This is a genomic window from Kitasatospora misakiensis (genome assembly GCF_042656005.1).
In the GTDB taxonomy this organism is placed as follows: domain Bacteria; phylum Actinomycetota; class Actinomycetes; order Streptomycetales; family Streptomycetaceae; genus Kitasatospora; species Kitasatospora misakiensis.
Genome location: NZ_JBHSOF010000007.1, coordinates 96,773 through 115,585, shown reverse-complemented (window position 1 = coordinate 115,585; position 18,813 = coordinate 96,773). Strand labels below are relative to the sequence as shown.

The 18,813-nt window shown below is 75.5% G+C and carries 16 protein-coding genes; 7 read left to right on the top strand and 9 right to left on the bottom strand.

Features of this window, described 5'->3' with window-relative positions; translation table 11 throughout:
- Window positions 1-12 precede the first annotated feature (12 nt).
- The 5 genes from ACFP3U_RS08485 to ACFP3U_RS08465 all read left to right on the top strand — a co-directional run bounded on the left by ACFP3U_RS08485 (window position 13) and on the right by ACFP3U_RS08465 (window position 6,908).
- Window positions 13-594 (top strand): SRPBCC family protein, encoded by a 582-nt coding sequence (locus tag ACFP3U_RS08485; protein ID WP_380224661.1) that lies wholly within the window; start codon window positions 13-15, stop codon window positions 592-594.
- Window positions 595-662: 68 nt separating this feature from the next.
- Window positions 663-2,243, top strand: coding sequence for a class I adenylate-forming enzyme family protein (locus tag ACFP3U_RS08480; protein ID WP_380224660.1), 1,581 nt, complete (start codon window positions 663-665; stop codon window positions 2,241-2,243).
- Window positions 2,240-3,475, top strand: a complete 1,236-nt coding sequence (locus ACFP3U_RS08475; protein WP_380224659.1) for an FAD-dependent monooxygenase — start codon at window positions 2,240-2,242, stop codon at window positions 3,473-3,475. The genes ACFP3U_RS08480 and ACFP3U_RS08475 overlap by 4 nt, the downstream gene beginning before the upstream one ends.
- Window positions 3,472-5,496 (top strand): FAD/NAD(P)-binding protein, encoded by a 2,025-nt coding sequence (locus tag ACFP3U_RS08470; protein ID WP_380224658.1) that lies wholly within the window; start codon window positions 3,472-3,474, stop codon window positions 5,494-5,496. Before ACFP3U_RS08475 ends, ACFP3U_RS08470 begins: the two co-directional genes overlap by 4 nt.
- Window positions 5,493-6,908, top strand: coding sequence for a nitrosuccinate lyase (locus ACFP3U_RS08465; protein WP_380224657.1), 1,416 nt, complete (start codon window positions 5,493-5,495; stop codon window positions 6,906-6,908). Before ACFP3U_RS08470 ends, ACFP3U_RS08465 begins: the two co-directional genes overlap by 4 nt.
- Window positions 6,909-6,964: 56 nt before the next feature.
- Here ACFP3U_RS08465 and ACFP3U_RS08460 read toward each other — a convergent pair whose 3' ends face one another.
- The 8 genes from ACFP3U_RS08460 to ACFP3U_RS08425 form a co-directional block, all read right to left on the bottom strand.
- Entirely contained in the window at window positions 6,965-8,353 is a 1,389-nt protein-coding gene (locus tag ACFP3U_RS08460) for an aldehyde dehydrogenase family protein (protein WP_380224656.1), read from the bottom strand.
- Complete coding sequence (locus ACFP3U_RS08455; RefSeq protein WP_380224655.1) at window positions 8,353-9,465, bottom strand: AMP-binding protein; 1,113 nt, start codon at window positions 9,463-9,465, stop codon at window positions 8,353-8,355. Before ACFP3U_RS08455 ends, ACFP3U_RS08460 begins: the two co-directional genes overlap by 1 nt.
- Window positions 9,466-9,482: 17 nt before the next feature.
- Entirely contained in the window at window positions 9,483-9,920 is a 438-nt protein-coding gene (locus tag ACFP3U_RS08450) for a YybH family protein (protein ID WP_380224654.1), read from the bottom strand.
- 4 nt (window positions 9,921-9,924) lie between these two features.
- Window positions 9,925-10,728 (bottom strand): arylamine N-acetyltransferase family protein, encoded by an 804-nt coding sequence (locus ACFP3U_RS08445; protein ID WP_380224653.1) that lies wholly within the window; start codon window positions 10,726-10,728, stop codon window positions 9,925-9,927.
- Window positions 10,729-10,916: 188 nt separating this feature from the next.
- Window positions 10,917-11,048, bottom strand: coding sequence for a hypothetical protein (locus ACFP3U_RS08440; RefSeq protein WP_380224652.1), 132 nt, complete (start codon window positions 11,046-11,048; stop codon window positions 10,917-10,919).
- Window positions 11,041-11,814: a 2,3-dihydro-2,3-dihydroxybenzoate dehydrogenase gene (locus tag ACFP3U_RS08435; protein WP_380224651.1), complete on the bottom strand. Its 774-nt coding sequence runs from the start codon at window positions 11,812-11,814 to the stop codon at window positions 11,041-11,043. The genes ACFP3U_RS08440 and ACFP3U_RS08435 overlap by 8 nt, the downstream gene beginning before the upstream one ends.
- A 131-nt stretch (window positions 11,815-11,945) precedes the next feature.
- A complete protein-coding gene (locus ACFP3U_RS08430; RefSeq protein ID WP_380224650.1) occupies window positions 11,946-13,121 on the bottom strand; it encodes a 3-deoxy-7-phosphoheptulonate synthase in 1,176 nt (391 codons plus the stop codon).
- 32 nt (window positions 13,122-13,153) lie between these two features.
- On the bottom strand, window positions 13,154-13,768 hold the full coding sequence (locus tag ACFP3U_RS08425) for a flavodoxin family protein (protein ID WP_380224649.1): 615 nt from the start codon (window positions 13,766-13,768) through the stop codon (window positions 13,154-13,156).
- Between the two features lie 305 nt (window positions 13,769-14,073).
- On the opposite strand from ACFP3U_RS08425, the gene ACFP3U_RS08420 reads away from it, so the two are divergent.
- On the top strand, window positions 14,074-15,243 hold the full coding sequence (locus ACFP3U_RS08420) for a transaldolase family protein (RefSeq protein ID WP_380224648.1): 1,170 nt from the start codon (window positions 14,074-14,076) through the stop codon (window positions 15,241-15,243).
- A gap of 374 nt (window positions 15,244-15,617) precedes the next feature.
- Window positions 15,618-17,576, top strand: a complete 1,959-nt coding sequence (locus ACFP3U_RS08415) for a helix-turn-helix domain-containing protein (RefSeq protein WP_380224647.1) — start codon at window positions 15,618-15,620, stop codon at window positions 17,574-17,576.
- Between the two features lie 7 nt (window positions 17,577-17,583).
- Here the strand turns inward: ACFP3U_RS08415 and ACFP3U_RS08410 are convergent, their stop codons facing one another.
- Window positions 17,584-18,786 (bottom strand): IS701 family transposase, encoded by a 1,203-nt coding sequence (locus ACFP3U_RS08410; RefSeq protein ID WP_380224646.1) that lies wholly within the window; start codon window positions 18,784-18,786, stop codon window positions 17,584-17,586.
- Between the last annotated feature and the right edge of the window lie 27 nt (window positions 18,787-18,813).

Genomic DNA, 18,813 nt, shown 5'->3' with positions numbered 1-18,813 from the left:
AGGATTCCGGCCATGGGAGAAAAAACCGCAGAAGTCGCGCCCCTTTTCCGTTCCCGGGCCGAAATCCGGATTTCCGCCACCCCGGACGAGATCTATTCGGTGATCAGCGACCTCCCGCGCTGCGGTGAGTGGAGCCCGGAATGCCAGGGCGGCAGCTGGGTCTCCGGCGAGCCGGCCGCGGTCGGTTCGGTGTTCCGCGGCGAGAACCTGCGCAGCCCGGACGTGGTCGCCTGGGCCCCCGTGGTCCGCGGCGTCTGGTACACCCACGCCGAGGTGGTCGCGGCCGAGCCCGGCCGGACCTTCCGCTGGGCCATGCGGGACACCGGCGGACGCGCCCAGGACAGCGTCTGGGCCTTCGACATCGCCCCCGGGACCAGCACCGGCACCAGCAGCGGGACCGACACCGACGCCGGTGACAGCGTGCTGGTGCACCACTTCCGGATGGGCAGCGCCACCGAGGGGATCCGCGGCATCACCGCCGAGATGGACGAGGACGCCAAGCGCCGCTTCTTCGCCGAGTGGGGCGAGAAGGTCGCGGCCGACCTCGGGGTGACCCTGGAGCGGATCAAGCAGGTCATCGAAAAGCACAAGTAAAAGAACCAGTACATCGCAAGCCCCCCCTGAAAGCACAGCGACCCCGAACCCCACGAGAGGGCGGAACGGTGCTCCTTCAGCGCATTGCCAACCGGGGAATCCGACTGGGCACGCTCTTCGAGCGGGCCGCCGTCCGGAACGGCGCGAACGTGGTGATCCTCGACCACGACCTCGACATCGCCCCCGAGCTGGGACGGCGGGCCACCGTCGCCGAGCTCGCCGACCTGGTCGACGACCACGCCTCCCGGCTCTGGGCGGCCGGGGTCAGGCCGGGCCGCCGGGTGGTGGTCCACAAGTCGAACAGCTTCGACATCACCCTGCTCGCCTGCGCCACGGCCCGGATCGGCGCCGTCCCGGTGCTGCTCTCGCCCCAGCTGGACGGCGCGACCGTCGCCGAGCTGGTCCGCCGCACCGACGAGCCGTTCCTGGTCACCGACGCGGTCAAGCTCGCCAAGGAGCTGCCGGCCGAGGTCTTCGACCTGGCCGCGACCGTGCTGCTGGCCTCCGGCAGCCACCCCGGCGCGGTCGAACTGGCCGGGCTGGCCGGCTCGCCCCGGGTCGCTCCGGTCACCGCGCCGCCGGAACGGCCGACCCTGATCACCCACACCTCCGGCACCACCGGCACGCCCAAGCTGGCCGTGCACACCGGCCGGACCCTGGAGGCCCGCTACCGCCCGCAGGCGCTCGTCCTGCGGCCGATCGTCCCGGGCCGGGAGACCATCGCGATCCACGTCTCCTTCGTGCACTCGCGGCTGATCACCGCCCTGGCGATCTCGCTGTTCCGCGGCTTCCCGATCCTGGTGCTGGCGCACTCGGAGCCCGGGCACGTCGCCGAGCTGTTCGCCCGGCTGCGCCCCGGGATCCTGGAGGCGCACCCCAACTCCTTCATGGAGTGGGAGGAGCTGGCCGAGGACCCGCGCCGCCCGCTGGCCAACGTCAAGCTGTTCTCCTCGACCTTCGACGCGATCCACCCGCGCACCGTGCGGACCATGCTGGCGGCCTCCCGGCGGCGCGCGCCGGTCTTCGGCCAGCTGTACGGGCAGAGCGAGGTGGGCCCGGCCGTGGCGCGCTCGTTCTCCCGGCGGCGCGACGCGGACGCGGACGGCCGCTGCGTGGGCATGCCGTTCCCCGGCTTCACCGACGTCCGGGTGGTGAGCCGCAACGGCGCGCCGCCGTCGGCGGACAACCCCGGGTACATCGAGGTCCGCAGCGACGGCCGGATCGTCACCTACCTCGGTGAGCAGGCCCGTTATGACCAGCAGGTCGAGGACGGCTGGTGGCGGATGGGCGACGTCGGCTACCGCACCCGGTGGGGCTGCGTGCACCTGCTGGACCGCGAGGTCGACCTGATCGAGGGCTTCGGCTCCACCCTGGCCGCCGAGGACGCCCTGTTCGCCCGCCTCCCCCGGCTCGCCGAGGTGGTGATCGTCCCCGGTGCGGACGGCCGGGCGGTCCCGGTGATCTGCACCAAGGACGACCGCCCGCTCGAAGCTGCCGACTGGCGGGCCGCCGCCGCGGGCCTGCCGCCGATGGCCGACCCGGTGCAGTGGCGGCTCGGCGAGCTGCCGGCCACCGCCACCACCAAGATCAAGCGGCTGGAGCTGGCCCGCCGGCTGGCGGCCGCCGAGGACGACGGGCCGGCCCGGTGAGCGCGCGCCGCGGCGCCCCGGCCACCGTGCTGGTGGCCGGCGGCGGGATCGGCGGGCTGGCCGCCGCGCTGGCTCTCGCCCGGGCCGGCCACCGGGCGGTGGTGCTGGAGCGGGCGCCGGAGTTCGCCGAGATCGGCGCCGGCATCCAGATCGCGCCGAACGGCATCCTCGCCCTGGAGCGGCTGGGCCTCGGCGACGCCGTCCGGGCGGCCGGGGTGCACATGGCCGAACTGCGCTTCATGGACGGGGTCACCGGCGAGCACGTCACCAGCCTGACCCTCACCGAGCGGTACCGGCGGCGGTTCGGCAACCCGTACGTGGTGGTGCACCGGGCCGAACTGCACGGGCTGCTGCTGCGCGCCTGCCGGGCCGAGCCGCGGATCGAGCTGCGCGCCGCCACCGCCGTCACCGGCTACCGGCAGGACGCCGAGGGCGCCACCGCGCTGCTGGCGGACGGCGGTTCGGTGCGGGGCGACGCGCTGGTCGGGGCGGACGGCATCCATTCGGCGGTCCGCGCCCAGCTGGTCGGCGACGGCGCGCCGCGGATCTCCGGGATCACCGTCTACCGGGCGGTCGTCCCGATGGAGCTGGTCCCCGAGGAGCTGCGGCTGCCCACCTCGGTGACCTGGTGGGCCGGCCCGCACTGCCACTTCGTCCACTACCCGATCGCCGGCGGGGCGTTCCTCAACCTGGCCGCCTCCCGGGACAACGGCGCCACCGAGGCGCTCGCCGGGGTGGCGGTGGGCGAGGAGACGGTCCGGGAGCAGCTGGCCGGTCTGACCGCGCCGGCCGCCCGGCGGCTGCTGGGGCTCGGCGAGGGCTGGCGCTCCTGGGTGCTGGTGGACCGGGACCCGGTGGAGCGGTGGACGGACGGCCGGGTGGCGCTGCTCGGTGACGCCGCCCACCCGATGCTGCACTACGCGGCGCAGGGCGCCTGCCAGGCCCTGGAAGACGCCGTGCTGCTCGGCGAGTTGATGGTCGAGACCGGTGAACTCACGGATGCGCTGGGCTCGTTCGCCGCCGAACGGCGCGCCCGTACGGCGGCGGTGCAGCGCGCGGCCCGGGAGTCGATCCGGCTCTGGCACCCGGCGGGCGAGGCCGCGAAGGAGCGGAACCGGTTGCTCGGCGGCCTCTCCGAGGACGGGTTGCACGAGCGGGTGGCCTGGATGCACGGAGCCAAGACCTTTTCATCATCGGATCATCACAACTACGATGCCGAGCCATGGGCATGATCGACAATCATCTCCAGATCTGCGTCATCGGCGCGGGCCCGCGCGGCCTCTCCGTCCTGGAACGACTCTGCGCCAACGAACGGGCCAAGCCCGCCGGGGCCGCCGTCACCGTGCACCTGGTGGACCCGGCGGACCCCGGCGCGGGCCGGGTCTGGCGCACCGACCAGTCCCGACACCTCCTGATGAACACGGTGGCCTCGCAGATCACCGTGTACACCGACGACAGCGTCCGGATCGACGGGCCGGTCGAACCCGGGCCGAGCCTGTACGAATGGGCCAAGTCCCTTGCCCAGGCAGGAAGTCCTGGCCTCCACGACGAGCAGACCCGCGCCGAGGCCGCCGCCCTCGGCCCGAACACCTACCCGACCCGCGCCTTCTACGGCCAGTACCTGCACGACGCCTTCCGCGCCGTGATCGCCGCCGCCCCGCCCACCGTGACCGTCCGGGTGCACCGCTCCCGGGCGGTCGCGATGGCCGACGCGCACGGCTTCGCCGGCGGCCCGCAGGGCGTCCGGCTGGAGGACGGCACCCGGCTCAACCGGCTGGACGCCATCGTGCTCGCCCAGGGCCACCTCCCCGCCCGGCCCAACCCGCGCGAGGCGCGCACCGCCAGCCTGTCCCGGATCCACCACCTCACCTACGTCACCCCCGCCAACCCCGCCGACGTCCACATCACCGCCCGGCCGGGCCAGGCCGTCCTGCTGCGCGGTCTCGGCCTCAACTTCTTCGACCACATGGCCCTGTTCACGCTCGGCCGGGGCGGCCGGTTCGAGCGGGTGGACGGCGCGCTGGTCTACCGCCCCGCAGGCTCCGAGCCCCGGCTCTACGCCACCTCGCGGCGCGGCATCCCGTACCACGCGCGCGGCGAGAACGAGAAGGGCGCGTACGGCCGCCACCTGCCCCGGCTGCTCACCGCCGAGGTGGTCGCCGGGCTGCGCGAACGCGCCCGCCGGGGCGAGCCGGTGCGCTTCGCCACCGACCTCTGGCCGCTGGTCTCCCGCGAGGTGGAGGCCGTCTACTACGGCACGCTGTTCACCGCCCGGGGCCGCGACGCCGAGCGCGCGGCGTTCACCGACCGGTTCCTGACCGCCGCCGACCCGACCGCCGTGCTCGACGCCCACGGCGTCCCGGAGGCCGATCGGTGGAGCTGGGAGCGGCTCTCCCACCCGTACGCCGGGCGGGAGTTCACCGACCGCGCGGACTTCCGCGGCTGGCTGCTCGACCACCTGCGGCAGGACGTCGCGGAGGCCCGGGCCGGCAATCTGAGCGGGCCGCTCAAGGCCGCCCTCGACGTGCTGCGTGACCTGCGCAACGAGATCCGGCTGGCGGTCGACCACGGCGGCATCGCGGGCGACTCCTACCGGGACGACCTGGACGCCTGGTACACCCCGCTGAACGCCTTCCTCTCCATCGGCCCGCCGGTCGAGCGGATCGAGCAGCTGATCGCCCTGATCGAGGCCGGGGTGGTCGAACTCCTCGGCCCCGGCACGGAGATCCGGATCGACCCGGTCGACCCGGCGTTCACCGCGCACTCGGCCGCCGTACCCGGCCCGCAGGTCCGGACCACCGTGCTGATCGAGGCCCGGCTGCCGGAACCCGACCTGCACCGCACCGACGACCCGCTGCTGCGGCACCTGCTGGACACCGAGCAGTGCGCCGCCTACCGGATCCCCGGGGCGTCCGGGGCCGACCACCTGACCGGCGGCCTGGCCGTCACCGAGCGGCCCTACCGGCTGCTGGACGCGCGCGGCCGGGCGCACCCGCGCCGCTTCGCCTACGGGGTGCCGACCGAGTCGGTGCACTGGGTCACCGCGGCGGGCATCCGGCCCGGCGTCGACTCGGTGACCCTCGGCGACTCGGACGCCATCGCCCGGGCGGTGCTGGCGCTCTCCCCCGCGCCCGAGTGGCCGGCCGCCGCGCCCGGAGCGGAGCCGGCCGGGACCATCGAGACCATTGCGTCCACGGGGACCACTGCGTCCGCCGAGCCCGCCGAGTCCGAACCGAGAGGCGTCGTCGTATGACCGAGCACCACCGTCCACCGGCCGGGGCCGAGCCCGACTCCGGGCTGCTCTCGCCCGTCCGGGCCGGCACCCCGGTCGAGGCGGCCGTGGCCGACCGGGCCTGGCTCCAGGCCATGCTGGACGCCGAGGCGGCCCTGGCCCGGGCCCAGGCCGGCCTCGGCACGGTGCCGCCCGCCGCCGCCGCGGCGATCACCCGGGCCGCCCGCGCCGAACTGTTCGACGCCCGGGAGCTGGCGCTGGCCTGCCGGGAGACCGCCAACCCGGTGGTCGGCCTGGTCCAGTCGCTGACCCGGGCGGTGGCCGCCGAGGACCCGGCCGCCGCCGAGTACGTGCACCGCGGCTCCACCAGCCAGGACATCCTCGACACCGGCGCCATGCTGGTCGCCGCCCGGGCGCTGGCGCTGATCCGCGCCGACCTCGGCCGCACCGCCCGCGCGCTCGCCGCCCTGGCCGCCGAGCACCGGGACACCGTACTGGCCGGCCGCACCCTCGCCCTCCACGCGGTGCCCACCACCTTCGGCCTCAAGGCGGCCGGCTGGCGGCAGCTGGTGCTGGACGCCGACCGCCGGCTCGGCGCCGTCCTCGCGGACGGGCTGCCGGTCGCCCTGGGCGGCGCCGCCGGCACCCTGGCCGGCTACCTGGAGTACGCCCGGCTGGACGGCCCGGACCCGGAGGTGGACGCCGGCGCCTACCTGGACCGGCTGCTGGACGCCTTCGCGGCGGAGACCGGACTGGCCCGCCCGGTGCTGCCCTGGCACGCGCTGCGCACCCCGATGGCCGACCTGGCCGCCGCGCTGGCCTTCACCGCCGGCGCGCTCGGCAAGATCGCGGTGGACGTGCAGTCGCTGACCCGTACCGAGGTCGGCGAGGTGGTCGAACCGGCCGTCACCGGGCGCGGCGCCTCCTCCGCGATGCCGCACAAGCGCAACCCGGTGCTGGCCACCCTGCTGCGCAGCGCCGCGCTCCAGGTCCCGGTGCTCGCCGCCGGGCTGACCCAGTGCCTGGTCACCGAGGACGAGCGCTCGGGCGGCGCCTGGCACGCCGAGTGGCTGCTGCTGCGGGAGTGCCTGCGGCTGGCCGGCGGCGCCGCGCACACCTCGGTCGAGCTGGCCGAGGGGCTGCTGGTCCGGCCGGAGCGGATGCGGGCCAATCTGGAGCTCACCGGCGGGCAGCTGGTCTCCGAGCGGATCGCCGCCCGGCTGGCGCCCGGGCTCGGCAAGGCGGTGGCCCGGCAGCTGCTCACCGAGGTCTCGCTGACCGCCGACCGGGAGGGCCGGACGCTGGCCGAGGTGCTGGCCGAACGGGCCGAGCTGGCGGGGCACTTCACCGCCAAGGAGATCGCCGAACTGTGCGACCCGGCCGGGTACACCGGCGCGGCCGGCGCCCTGGTGGACCGGGCGCTGCGCCCGTAGGAGTGGACAAGCCGGGACCCCGCAGGCCCACGCCTGCGGGGTCCCGGCGCGTCCGGTCAGCCGCGGATGACGGTCTTGGTCCGCATCAGGAACTCCCCCAGGTAGCCGTCGTGCGGCACCCCGGGCCGGATCCAGTACGTCGGGTGGTCGCCCCGGTAGACGTTGCTGATGCTCGGCTCCCGCAGCAGCCGGTCGAACAGCTCGTCGTCCCCGGTGAGCGCGGTCAGCACCAGCGAGTCGCGCAGCGGCGCGACCCCCGCCTCCGGGCTCCACGGCGCCACCCAGACGCAGGGGAAGGCCAGTTCGATGCCGGTCTGCTCGGCGTCCGGCCGGTCCACCTGGTGCACGGCCGGGCGCAGGACGGCACTGCCGTCGCCGAGTTCGGCCACCACGCCGTCCCCGCCGAGCCAGGCGCGGGTGCCGGCCGCCCGGCGCAGCAGATAGGCCTCGATCGCCCGCGCCTCGGCGACCGGCTGGACGGCGAGCACCGCCTTCTCGTCCTCCGGCGGCAGGCTCGGGATGGTCGCCAGCCGTTCGGCGATCGCCCGGGCCAGCGGCGCCGGATCGCCCTCGACCAGCACGGCGGTGGCGTTGATGCAGGCCACGCCGCCCTGGTGGGCGATCGAGTCGACGATGGTGTCCAGGTGCGCGCGCCAGTCGGTGTCCCGGGTGATCAGGATCTTGGACCGGCCGGGCCCCTGCGGCAGCACGGTGCTGCCCGCGTACTTGCGGACCACCTCGTCGCCGCCGTAGACCATGCCGAGGTCGGCGCCGGCCAGGATCTCGTCCGCGGCCTCGTGGTCGGTGGGCAGCAGCATCACCTGGTCGGCGCCGAAGCCGGCCAGCCGCAGCGCGGTGACCAGCCGGTGCGGGGTGAGCGGCTCCCGCCGGGAGGGCCGGACGGCGACCCGGTAGCCGAGCGCCAGCGCCTCCAGCCAGAGCCCGTGCGGGCCGGGGTGGTTGCCGGCCGCGTGGACGGCGAACACCTCGCCGCGCCTGGTCCAGACGGCGCTCCCGTCGAGGGTCGCGCCGTCCCGCCAGTCGCTCACCGCACCGGCCGGGCGGGCCCGGTAGGCGGACCAGCCGGCCTTCTCGGCCGAGTCGGCGATCGCCCGGGTGGCGTCCCGGACGACCGTGATCGGTACCCCGGAGACCCGGGCGACGGCCCGCTCGTAGGCCGGGAAGTCGAGGCCGTCGATGGTCTCCGATGTGAAGATCCGCCCGGCCCTGGCCAGCGCGGCGAACCGCTCCTCGGTCGGCAGCGACTCGCCGGCGCGCAGGGCGCGCATCGCCCGGGTGACGAACAGCTTGGGGACGAGGCTGAGTTCGGCGAACGGCGCGCCGGTGACCTCGTCCACCGCGGTGCGGCGACGGGCCCGGAACGGCTCGCCGGGGCCGAGCGCGTCCAGTTGGAGCAGGGCGGTCGGCCGCGAGGACTCCGTCATCAGTAGACCCCCTCGATCACCGTCTCGTTGTCGAACTCCTGGACCGGGGCGATGTCCGCCACCGCGTCGCCGAGGTGTCCGGGCAGCGCGGCGATCCGGGTGCCGTGGTCGCGCTCCAGGTTGTTGGGCATCAGCAGGCTCTTGGAGACGTGGTGCATGACCACCTGGCCGCGTTCGCCGTACTCCACCGTCCGCCCGGTCTCCGGGTCGATCACGCCGAAGCTCATGTACGGCGAGTACGGGTCGTAGACGCAGGGGTCGTCGTCGGTCAGCCCGTGCCGCTCGCTGGCGTTGCCGAGGATCATGGTCGAGCCGTAGCCGCTGTAGAGCACGGCGTTCGGGAACACCTCGGTGCGGTACAGGTGGCGGGTGTCCGGGTCCATCTGGGTACCGACCCAGTTGATCGCCCGGATCTTCTCGTTGACCAGCTTGGCGAGGCCGTCCCGGCGGGCGATCCGCTCCAGCACCGGCGGGGTGCACATCAGCACCCCGACGTCCTGGGTCTCCAGCAGGTGGGCGACCTGGTCGACGATGTGCTCGGCGTACCCGCCGGCCTCGGCGGCCTTGCCGTCCGAGATCAGCCGCTTCACCCAGCGCGGGTCGAGGTCGACGGTGAAGGAGAGGCCGCCGCGGTACGCGGTCTGCGCCTTGATCACGTCACCGACCATGTGCGGGCCGGTGGGCGCGACGACCAGCCAGTTGACGCCCTGCGGCACGCCGTGGCCGTCGAGCTGGGCGCTGGACCAGCCGAGCAGCCGGTCCAGCCAGTCGCGCAGCAGCACGATCCGCTTGGGCGCGCCGGTGGTGCCGCCGCTCTCGTAGACCCCGACCACGTCGGGGCGGTCGCCGTAGCCGCGCGGGATCAGGTCCTCGACGCGGGCGGTGCGCAGTTCGCCGGCGAGGTTGGGGAACTTGGCGAGGTCGGCGTGGGTGCGGACCTCGGTGAGCGGGTCGAAGCCGAGGCCGGCGGCCCGGGCCAGCCAGAACGGCGAGCCGGTCTCCGGCGAGAAGTGCCAGCGCATCGCGGCGCGCAGGTACGCGTCGGGATCGGGCACGGCGTCGAACGGCAGGTCCAGCAGCGGATCGACGGCGGGGTTGGCTGCAGCAGGCACAGCGGTCCTTCCTCGGGTCAGCGGGCGGTGCCGGGCGGGTTGTCGATGGCGTAGCGCCAGCGGCCGTCCGCGCCGCGCCGGGCGACGTCGGTGGCCGTGCCCTCGTCGCGGACCGGCCCGTCCGGGCCCTCGCCCTCGATCAGGTAGTCGCCGATCAGCAGGGCGAGGTCGTCGGCCACGTAGCAGTGCCGGACCTCGATCCGGATGGGCAGGCCGAGGGCGAGGAACCGGCCGGTGGCGGCGCGCCGCTCGTCGCCGGTCACCGTGTCGCCGGGCGTGTTGACGAAGACCGCGCCCGGCTCGAAGAGCCGCTCCACGGCCGCCGCGTCGCCGGCGTTGAAGGCCTCGGCGAAGACCAGGGGCAGCCGGGCCGGGTCGGTGGGCGGCGCGGACGGCACGGACGGCGCAGGCGGCGCGGACGGCGCGGCGCCCGGGCCGGTTTCGGTGGTGGTCATGCGGTCATCCCGTCTGGACGCCGGCGGTGACCCCGCCGGACGGCTCGTCGGGCAGCCGGTCGAGGCTGAACCCGAAGTGGGTCTTGTACGCCTCCAGGACGGCGGCGTCGCCGGTGAACTCCTCGGTGCTGCGCTCGCTCCCGGCGACCCGGGAGAGCTGGTTGCCCTTGAGGGTGAGCCGGCCGTCCTCGGTCCGCAGCGAGCAGAACACGTCCTGGAGGAACGGGGATTCGGGCGCGGTGCGGTACCACCAGAGGGTGGGCCGGAAGTCCTCGATCCGCACCGGCCGGTCCTCCAGCCGGTACAGCGGCCTGCCGTTCAGCAGCACGTCGAAGCCGCCGCCCTCGACGTCGACCAGCAGGAACTCGCCGTCCGGGTCGTGCTGGACCTCGCGCGAGGCCAGCCGCAGCGGGTGCCGGCTGTTGCGGCCGAAGCCGGTGTCGACCAGCCACTGCTCGCCGTCGGCGGTGACCCGCAGGGCGAGGTGGCACATGGCCGCGCCGAGCGTGCCGCCGGGGCGGTGGACCCGGCCGGGGAGGATCTCCACCGGGTAGCCGAGGGCGGTGAGCAGGAACGAGAGGGCCGGGTTCACCTCGTAGCAGCCGCCGCCCCGGTGCTGGCGGACGATCTTGTCGAGGACCTGCTCGTCCATGTGGATCGGCTCGTCGAGGTGGTAGCCGAGGTTCTCGAACGGCACGGACAGCACGTGCCGTTCCTGGAGGCGGGTGAGCGCGGCGAGGTCGGCCCGCTCGGGCCTTTCGGCGCCGATCCGGGCGAGGTACGCGTCCACCATGGCGTCGTCCAGCACGGTGATCTCCTTGTCGGGTGGGTTCCGGTGGTTCCGGTGGTTCCGGTGCTTCCGTCGGGGTTTTCCGGTTCCGGTCGTGCTTTTCCGGGGGGAACGATTGCTGGGCGTGTACAACCTGTCAGGGGAATTCCGGCCCCCCCGGCGCTTTCCGTACGGCGTTCGACAATTCGAGCGCATGAGCGATCAGTTCAGGCGGAGACCTCGCCGAGCAGCAGCTCGACCACGCCCGGCCCGGTGGCCTCGGGGCGGTGCGGCAGCGCGAACGCGGGCGGCCGGGCGGCCGGCACCCGGTCCAGCGGGGAAGCGGGGACGCTAGGCACCGAGCCCCGCACCCCCGTCCACCGTGAGGTCGTGCAGGGTGATGTGGCCGGCCTCGTCGGAGAGCAGGAAGGCGACGGCGTGGGCGACGTCCACGGGCCGGGCCAGCTTCCCCAGCGGGATGCCGACCTTGTAGGCCGCCGGCAGGCCGGCGATGGTGGCCGCCCGGCCGTCGTCCCCGTCCGCCCACATCGCGCTGAGCATCGGGGTGTCGGTGGAGCCGGGCGCGACCACGTTGCAGCGGATCCCGAAGCGCGCGACCTCCAGGCCGAGGCTCTTGGTGAAGTGGGTGGCCGCCGCCTTGGAGGCCGCGTAGGCGGCCATCTCGGCGCGCGGGGTGAGTCCCGCGTTGGAGGCGACCGTGACGATCGCGCCCCGGCGGCGCGGGATCATCCGGTGGACCACCGCCCGGGAGACCCGGAAGACGCCCTCGGCGTTGATCGCGAAGGTGGTCCGCCAGTCCTCGTCGGTGAGGTCGCGGACCTCGCCGAGCCGCAGCACCCCGGCGTTGTTGACCAGGTGGTCGAGCGGGCCGAGCAGCCGCTCGGCGGTGTCGACGGCCTCCTCGACGGAGGCGCTGTCGGTCACGTCGGCCGGGACGGCCGCCACCGTGAGGCCCTCGGCGGTCAGCTTGCCGGCGAGCTCGGCGAGGCGGCCGGCGTCCCGGTCCACGGCCGCGACCAGAGCGCCGCGCTCGGCCAGCAGCCGGACCACGGCGGCGCCGATGCCGCCCGCCGCGCCGGTGACCAGTGCCACCTTGTTTCTCATGTGCGGACCTCCCTGGGGGACGCGGTCCGGGGGCTCGGGCCGCGGGTGGGTTGGGGGTGGTGCACGGGACGGAGCGGGGTGGTGCGGGGCGTGCGGGTAGTGCGAAGCAGGCAGGGGGTCCGCGGCGCGGCTCAGGCGCGCCAGGCGGACACCACGGCGACGGCCTGCGCCGGATTGAGCCGCGGATCGCACAGGCTCGTGTACTTGTCGCCGACCCGGGCGAGCCCGGCCGCGTCGTCGGCGCACTCGGTGACGTCGTCCGGGGTGGTCTCCAGGTGCAGGCCCCCGGCGGCGCCCCCCTCCGCCCGGACGGCCTGCTGGAACAGCTCGACCTCGCGGACCAGCGCCGGCACCAGCCGGGTGTTCAGCCCGTCCGGCCCGGGGACGGTGTTGCCGTGCATCGGGTCGGTGAGCCAGACCACCGGGTGCCCGGCCGCGTGCACGGCCCTGACCAGCCCCGGGAGCACCTCGGCGACGCGGTCGGCCCCGAGCCGGGCGATCAGGGTGAGCCGGCCCGGCTCCCGGCCGGGGTCGAGCACGGCGCAGAGCCGCAGCAGCTCCTCCGCGGTGGTGGTCGGGCCGACCTTGCAGCCGACCGGGTTGACCACCCGGGCGAGCAGGGCGACGTGCGCGCCGTCCGGGTCCCGGGTGCGCTCGCCGACCCACGGGAAGTGCGTGGAGGCGAGCAGCGGGCGGCCGTGCGGGTCCCGGCGGAGCAGCGGCAGTTCGTAGTCCAGCAGCAGCGCCTCGTGGCTGGTCCACACCGGCGGGCAGGCGACCGACGGGTCGCCGGGGGCGAGCCGTCCCAGGTGGTCCAGCACCCGGCGGGCCGCCTCGTAGCCCGCCGCCAGCCGGCGCGGATCGGGGGTGCGGCGGAGCGGGTCGGGCTCCGGGCCGTTGATCAAGTGCCCCCGGTAGACCGGGAGTTCGACGCCGTCGCACAGCTCGGTGGGGTGGGATCGGGGCTTGGCGAACTGGCCGGCGATCCGGCCGATCCGGACCACCGGGCGGTGCGTGGTGAGCTTCAGCCGGCCGGCCAGTACGTCGAGCAGCGCGGCCTTGCGGGCGATGTCCCCGGCGGTGCACTCCTGCGGGTCCTCGGCGCAGTCGCCGGCCTGCAGGACGTGCGCCCCGCCCGCCGCGACCCGGCCGAGCAGGGCCCGCAGCCGGTGCACGTCGGCGGCCGCCACCAGCGCCGGACGGTCGGCCAACTCCTTCTTCGCCGCCGCGAGTTCGAACGGATCGGGCCAGTCCGGCTGCTGCCCGGCGGGGCGGCCGGCGAGCTGTCCCACGAGCGGGTGGTCCACTGACGTCTCCCTCCCGGACCGGCGGACGCGTGCTAGTCGGCGAGGCCGCGGACCAGCCCGGCCACCCGGACCACCCGGCGGGCCTGGAACTCCACGGCGGCGATGTTCTCCTCGTGCACCTGGCCCGGCACGTTCCGGGAGACCGCGCTGGCCCCGTACGGATTGCCGTTGTGCGGCCGGAACAGCACCGGGTCGGTGGAGCCGGTGGCCAGGATCAGCGAGCCCCAGTGGCAGAACGCGTTGTGCAGCGCGAGGATCGCGGTCTCGTGGCCGCCGTGCGGCGCCGAGCCCGAGGTGAACGCGGAGACCGCCTTGTCGGCCAGCCCGCCGGGGATCGACAGCGGCGCCGTCGAGTCGACGAACCGCAGCACCGGCGCGGCCGGCAGGCCGAACCGCACCGGGGTGCCGATCAGGATGCCGTCCGCCCAGGCCAGGTCGGACAGGGCGGCCTCGGGGACGTCCGCGGTGCGCTCCCGCAGCTCCCGCGCGGCCTGCTCGGTGCCCGGCACATAGGTGTCGTCCGGCAGGTCGGCGATCCGGCGCAGCCGCACCTCGGCGCCCGCCTTCCCGGCGGCGTCGGCCGCCGCCTCGGCCAGCCTGGCGACATTTCCGGTGGACGAGTAATAGATGACGGCAATGGTGGTCACGGCGGCGAACTCCTCGGGGACGGGGGCGCGTTCCACTGATCGTTGACCGTGGACCGCCCACCGGCCAACGGAGTTCCCGGCACTTCGTCAGGTGGCGGCGCACTCCATCAAATACTCGGCGGCCACTTCTCCGGCCGCCCCCGCATTGGCCGTGCCCGACATTGGCCCCCGCCCGGTCCGGCATTGACCTCCGCCCGACCTGACATTGACCGGGGCGCTTACTTTTCCGGGCACGAATTGCTGCCTATCCTCGGCCACGGCACCGTTTTCGGTCCGTCGCAGAGCCGAGGAGCAGTGATCCCGCAGTGAAGAAACCGCAGGCCGCCGAAGCCCGAACCGGAGACCTGCGGCCGTTGATCGCCGAGGGTGTCTCGCCCTGGCTGGACGGGATCAACCGCGGGCTGGTCACCTCGGGCCTGCTCGGCCGGCTGATCGACCGGACCGGTCTGCGCGGCGCCACCACCAATCCCGCCCTGCTGGCCGGCCCGCTGCGCCACGACCCGGTCTACGCCGAGCAGTTGGCCCGACTGGCCGAGCACCACGTCTCCCCGGAGGGCTCGGTCTGGGCCGTCGCGGTGCACGACCTGCGGATGGTCTGCGAGGAGTTCCTGGGCGTCCACCGCGCCACCCACGGCCACGACGGCCTGGTCTCGGCCGACCTGGACCCCCGGCTGGCGCACGACGCCGCCGCGACGGTCGCGGAGGCCGTCGACCTGGCCCGCGCGGTGGACCGGCCCAACCTGCTGGTCAAGATCCCGGCCACCGCCGCCGGCCTGGCCGCGATCCGCGACTGCGTCGGCCGCGGACTCGGCGTGCACGCCACCGGGCTGTACTCGGTGCGCTGCTACGGGCAGGTGGTGGACGCCTACTTCGACGGCCTGGAGCAGGCGCTGGCGGCCGGCCGGCCGCTGGCCGCGATCGCCTCGGTGGCCTCGCTCCCGGTCGGCCGGGTCGACCGGGAGATCGACCGCCGGCTCGCCACGGTCGCCGGCCGGGACGCCGCCGCGCTGCGCGGCCTCACCGCCCAGGCGGCGGCCCGGCTGATGTACCGGGCGTACGAGGAGCGGCTCGGCGACGGCCGCTGGCGCACCCTGCGCGCCTCGGGGGCCCGCCCGCAGCGGCTGCTGTGGACCGACTCGGCGCTGGGCGGGGCCGCCGCGCAGGCCCGGTACGTGGCCGGGCTGGTCTCCTGGGGCACCGCGCACGCGATGACCCGGCCGGTGCTGGACGAGGCGGTCCGCAAGCTCCGGCTGGAGGGCGACACCCTGCTCGGCCAGGACGAGGCGGCCCGGGCGGTGCTCGACCGGCTGGGCCGGCAGGGCATCGACTACGGCACGGTCGCCCGGCGGCTGGAGGAGGAGAGCGTCCCGCTGCTGGTCGACCACTGGCTGCGCCTGCACACCGCCGTCGAGGCCCGCCCGACGGCCCGTCCGACCTCCTGTCCGGGCGATCAGGAACCGGCCCGACTTCCCTGAAACCGAATCCTCCTGATGAACCGTCATTCGGGTACCACCGGCCCTCTCCGGACGGTCCGGACCAGTTCTTGACGGGAACAACCGCCCCCGCATACCTTCCGGATTGCAGGCCGTCACGCACTCCTTCTCTCGGGGGTCCGGGCGCGTCTTGTGGACCAGCCCGGACGAGGCCGCGGCGTCGGGGTGCGTGCACCGCAAGGCGGAGGTGGCGGCACCTCCCGGCTGCCGGGCCGGGGGCGGAGCCGCTGCGACGGGGGCGCCTCCCGGCCGAGGGCCGGGACGAACGTGCCCCGGGGGTACCTCCCGACCGAAGGCCGGGGGAGCGTCGCGGACCGGGGCCGATCCACTCGAACGCCCCAGGGGGAGGGAAGGTCATGACGCGACGGTCGGCCGACTCAATCGCGTTCAACGTCCTGGAACTGCTGGCCAGTGAGGCGCCGGCCGCCCAGTTGGCGGAGCTGGTCGAGCAGGCCCGGCGGAGCTGCGACTCCGCCCGGGAGCGGGAGGCGCTCCGCCGGATCGAGCAGCTCGGCCTGTCCATCCGCTCCCGGTCCCAGCAGCGCCGCCGGCGCGAGGCCGGCCTCGCCGCGCTCGCCGACACCGCCCGCGACCTGGCCCTGCCCTACGAACTGGACGGCCTGCTGCGGGTGATCGCCCGCCGGGCCCGGCTGCTGCTGGGCGCCGACCTGTCCTGCCTGGCCACCGCCGAACCGGCCGGCGCCGACGGCGGGCCGGGAGCGGTCCGGATCCGCACCACCGACGGCCCGAGCGGCGCGCTGCGGATCGGCCTGACCGTCCCCGAGGGCTTCGGCCTGGGCGGCGCCCCGGCCGAGCCGGGGCCGTTCTGGACGCCGGACTACCTCGCCGACGAGCGGATCCGGCGCAACCCGACGGTCGACGGCACGATCCGCGCCGAGGGCCTGCGCGCGGTGCTGGCCGTCCCGCTCGGCCACCGCGCCCGTCCGTTCGGCACGCTGTACGTCGCGGAGCGCGCGGTGCGCTACTTCACCACCGACGAGATCTCGCTGATGGCCGCGCTCGGCGACCTCGCCGGGGTGGCGATCGAGAAGGCCCGGCTGCTGGAGCGGGCCGCCGGGCCGGACAGCCCTGCCGCGGTGGCGGAGCCGGCCGACCCGGCCGGGGAGCTCGCCGAGGCGCACCGCGCCCTGGTCGACCTGGCGCTGTCCGGCCGCGACCCGCGCGCCCTGGTCCGCGACGCCGGCCGCCGCCTCGACCTCGGCCTGCGGGTGTACGCGAGCGACGGCACCGTGCTGGCCTCGGCCGGCGAGCTGCCCGAGCTGGACGGGCCGACCGTCCTGGCCACCGCCGTCGACACCCACGCGGCCGGCCGCCCGGTCCGGCTGGCCGGGCCGCTCTGGGCCGCCCCGGTCCGCGCCGGCTCGACCGATCTGGGCACCCTGCTCGCCCGCCCGTCCGGCCGGCGGGCCGAGCTGGCCGCGGACGCCTGCCGGAGCGTCGCGCAGGCGGTCGCGGTCGCCCTGCTGCTGGAGGGCGAGCGGTCCGCCACCCCGGTCCGCCTGGTCGGGGACGAGCTCCTCGACGAACTGCTCAGCCAGCCGCAGCGCCCGCCCCGGCAGCTCGACGTCCGGGCCCGCCGGCTCGGCATCGACCTGTCCGCCGCGCACGTCCTGGTGGTCGCCCGGCCCGAGGGCGAGGCCCAGGGCAGGACGGCGACCTGGGCCGGCCTGTACGCGCACCGGATGAGCGGCCTCAAGCGGGTGCACAACGGCCGGGCGGTGCTGCTGCTGCCCGGCAGCGACCCGGGCCGGGCCGCCCGCGCGGTCGCCGAGGAGCTCACCCCGCTGCTCGGCATCCCGGTGACGGTCGGCGCGGCCGGGCCGGTGAGCGATCCGACCTCGGTGTTCCACGGCTACCAGGAGGCGCTGCGCTGCCTGGACGCGATGACCTCGCTGGGCGCGGTCGGCCGGGCCGCCTCGGCCCGCGAACTCGGCTTCGTGGGCGTCCTGTTGGCCGACAACCACGACATCGACGGGTTCATCGAGTCGGCCGTCGGCCCGGTGCTCGACTACGACCGGCACCGGCTCACCGAGCTGACCCGCACCCTGCAGGCCTGGTTCGAGACCGGCAACAGCCCGACCCACGCCGCCCAGCGGCTGCACGTCCACCCCAACACGGTGGCCCGCCGGCTGGAGCGGATCGGCGAACTGCTCGGCCCGGACTGGCTGAAGCCCGAGCGCTCCTTCGAGATCCAGCTCGCGCTCAGGCTCTGCCGGGTGCGCCGCGCCCTGCTCGACCGCGGCGCCCCGTCCGACCGAACGGACCGCACCGACCGCACCGGCCCGGCGCTCTGACCCCACCTCAGTAGAGCCGGTCGTCGCCCCGGGCGAGCACCGCGATCGCGTGCGCCGCCGAGGCCAGCGTGATGTGCCGGTGCCAGCCGCCGAACGAGCGCCCGGCGAAGTCCCGCACCCCGACCCGGTCGGCGGTCCGGGTGAAGTCCCGGTCCACCCGGTCGGCCAGCCGGGCCAGCCGGACCAGCCCGGCCACCGGCAGGTCCACCAGATCGGTGAGCCACAGCTCGGCCGGCCAGCGCCCGCCGGCCGCGCCCACGCCGAGCAGCAGCAGTTCCCCGCCGCCGCGCCGGCCCCGGTCCGGGCGGGCCGCCCCCGGGCCGGCCGGGCGCACCCGGACGGCGGCGACCAGCCCGCCGCGCAGCTCGCCGGACGCGTCGGACCAGACCACCGGACGGCGCAGCTCCCGTGCGGCGGTGAGCAGTTGGCAGGCGGGCCCGGGACCGGCCGGGTGGCCGGGCAGCGCCGCGACCGGCCGCAGCGGGAACGAACCGCCGATCCGGACCAGCATCGGCAGCCCTTCGTCCCGCATCCGGCGCACCAGCCGCAGCCCGTCGGCGTCCCGGGCGTCCGCGACCACCGGGCGCACCGGCAGCCCCCAACGGGCCGGCAGGCCGAGCACCGCCTCCAGGGCGCAGTCGCCGAGGGTCTCCGCGTCGACCTCGTCCGGGATCAGCGCCTGGCTGCGCCGGGGCGCGTCCTCCAGCCAGGTCCGCGGCAGGTGCAGCCGCCAGTTGACCGGGCCGCTGAAGCTCTCCGAGGCGGCCCAGACGCCCACCGCCTGCTGGGCGTTGAGCACGTGGCCGAGCGCCGGGATGAAGCGGCGGTCCACGCCCACCGAGTGGTCGCCGGCCTTCGGGACGACCATCGGCCGCAGCACGTACGCCTGCGGCGGGGCGATCCGGGCGAGGTGCTGGGCCAGCGCCTGGCGGACCGGGCCCCAGTCCCAGGTGGAGCTGGTGATGAAGTGGTGCAGGCTCTGCTCGGCGGCCGGGCCGCCGACCACCGTGGCGATGTTGCGGATCGACTTGCGTCCGCGGGCGCCGAGCAGCCCGTGCAGGTACTGGGCGCCCTTGCGCCGCTGGTCGCTGCGCGGCAGCGAGGCGAACAGCACCCCGCACAGCTCCTTGAGCAGCACCTCGTGCGAGGCGTCGAGCAACTGCCCGTCCTCCGGCGGAGCCTGGGGTCCCGTCGGCAGGGGTCGGGTCATGGCCGGGCCGCTCATCGGTCCCCCTCG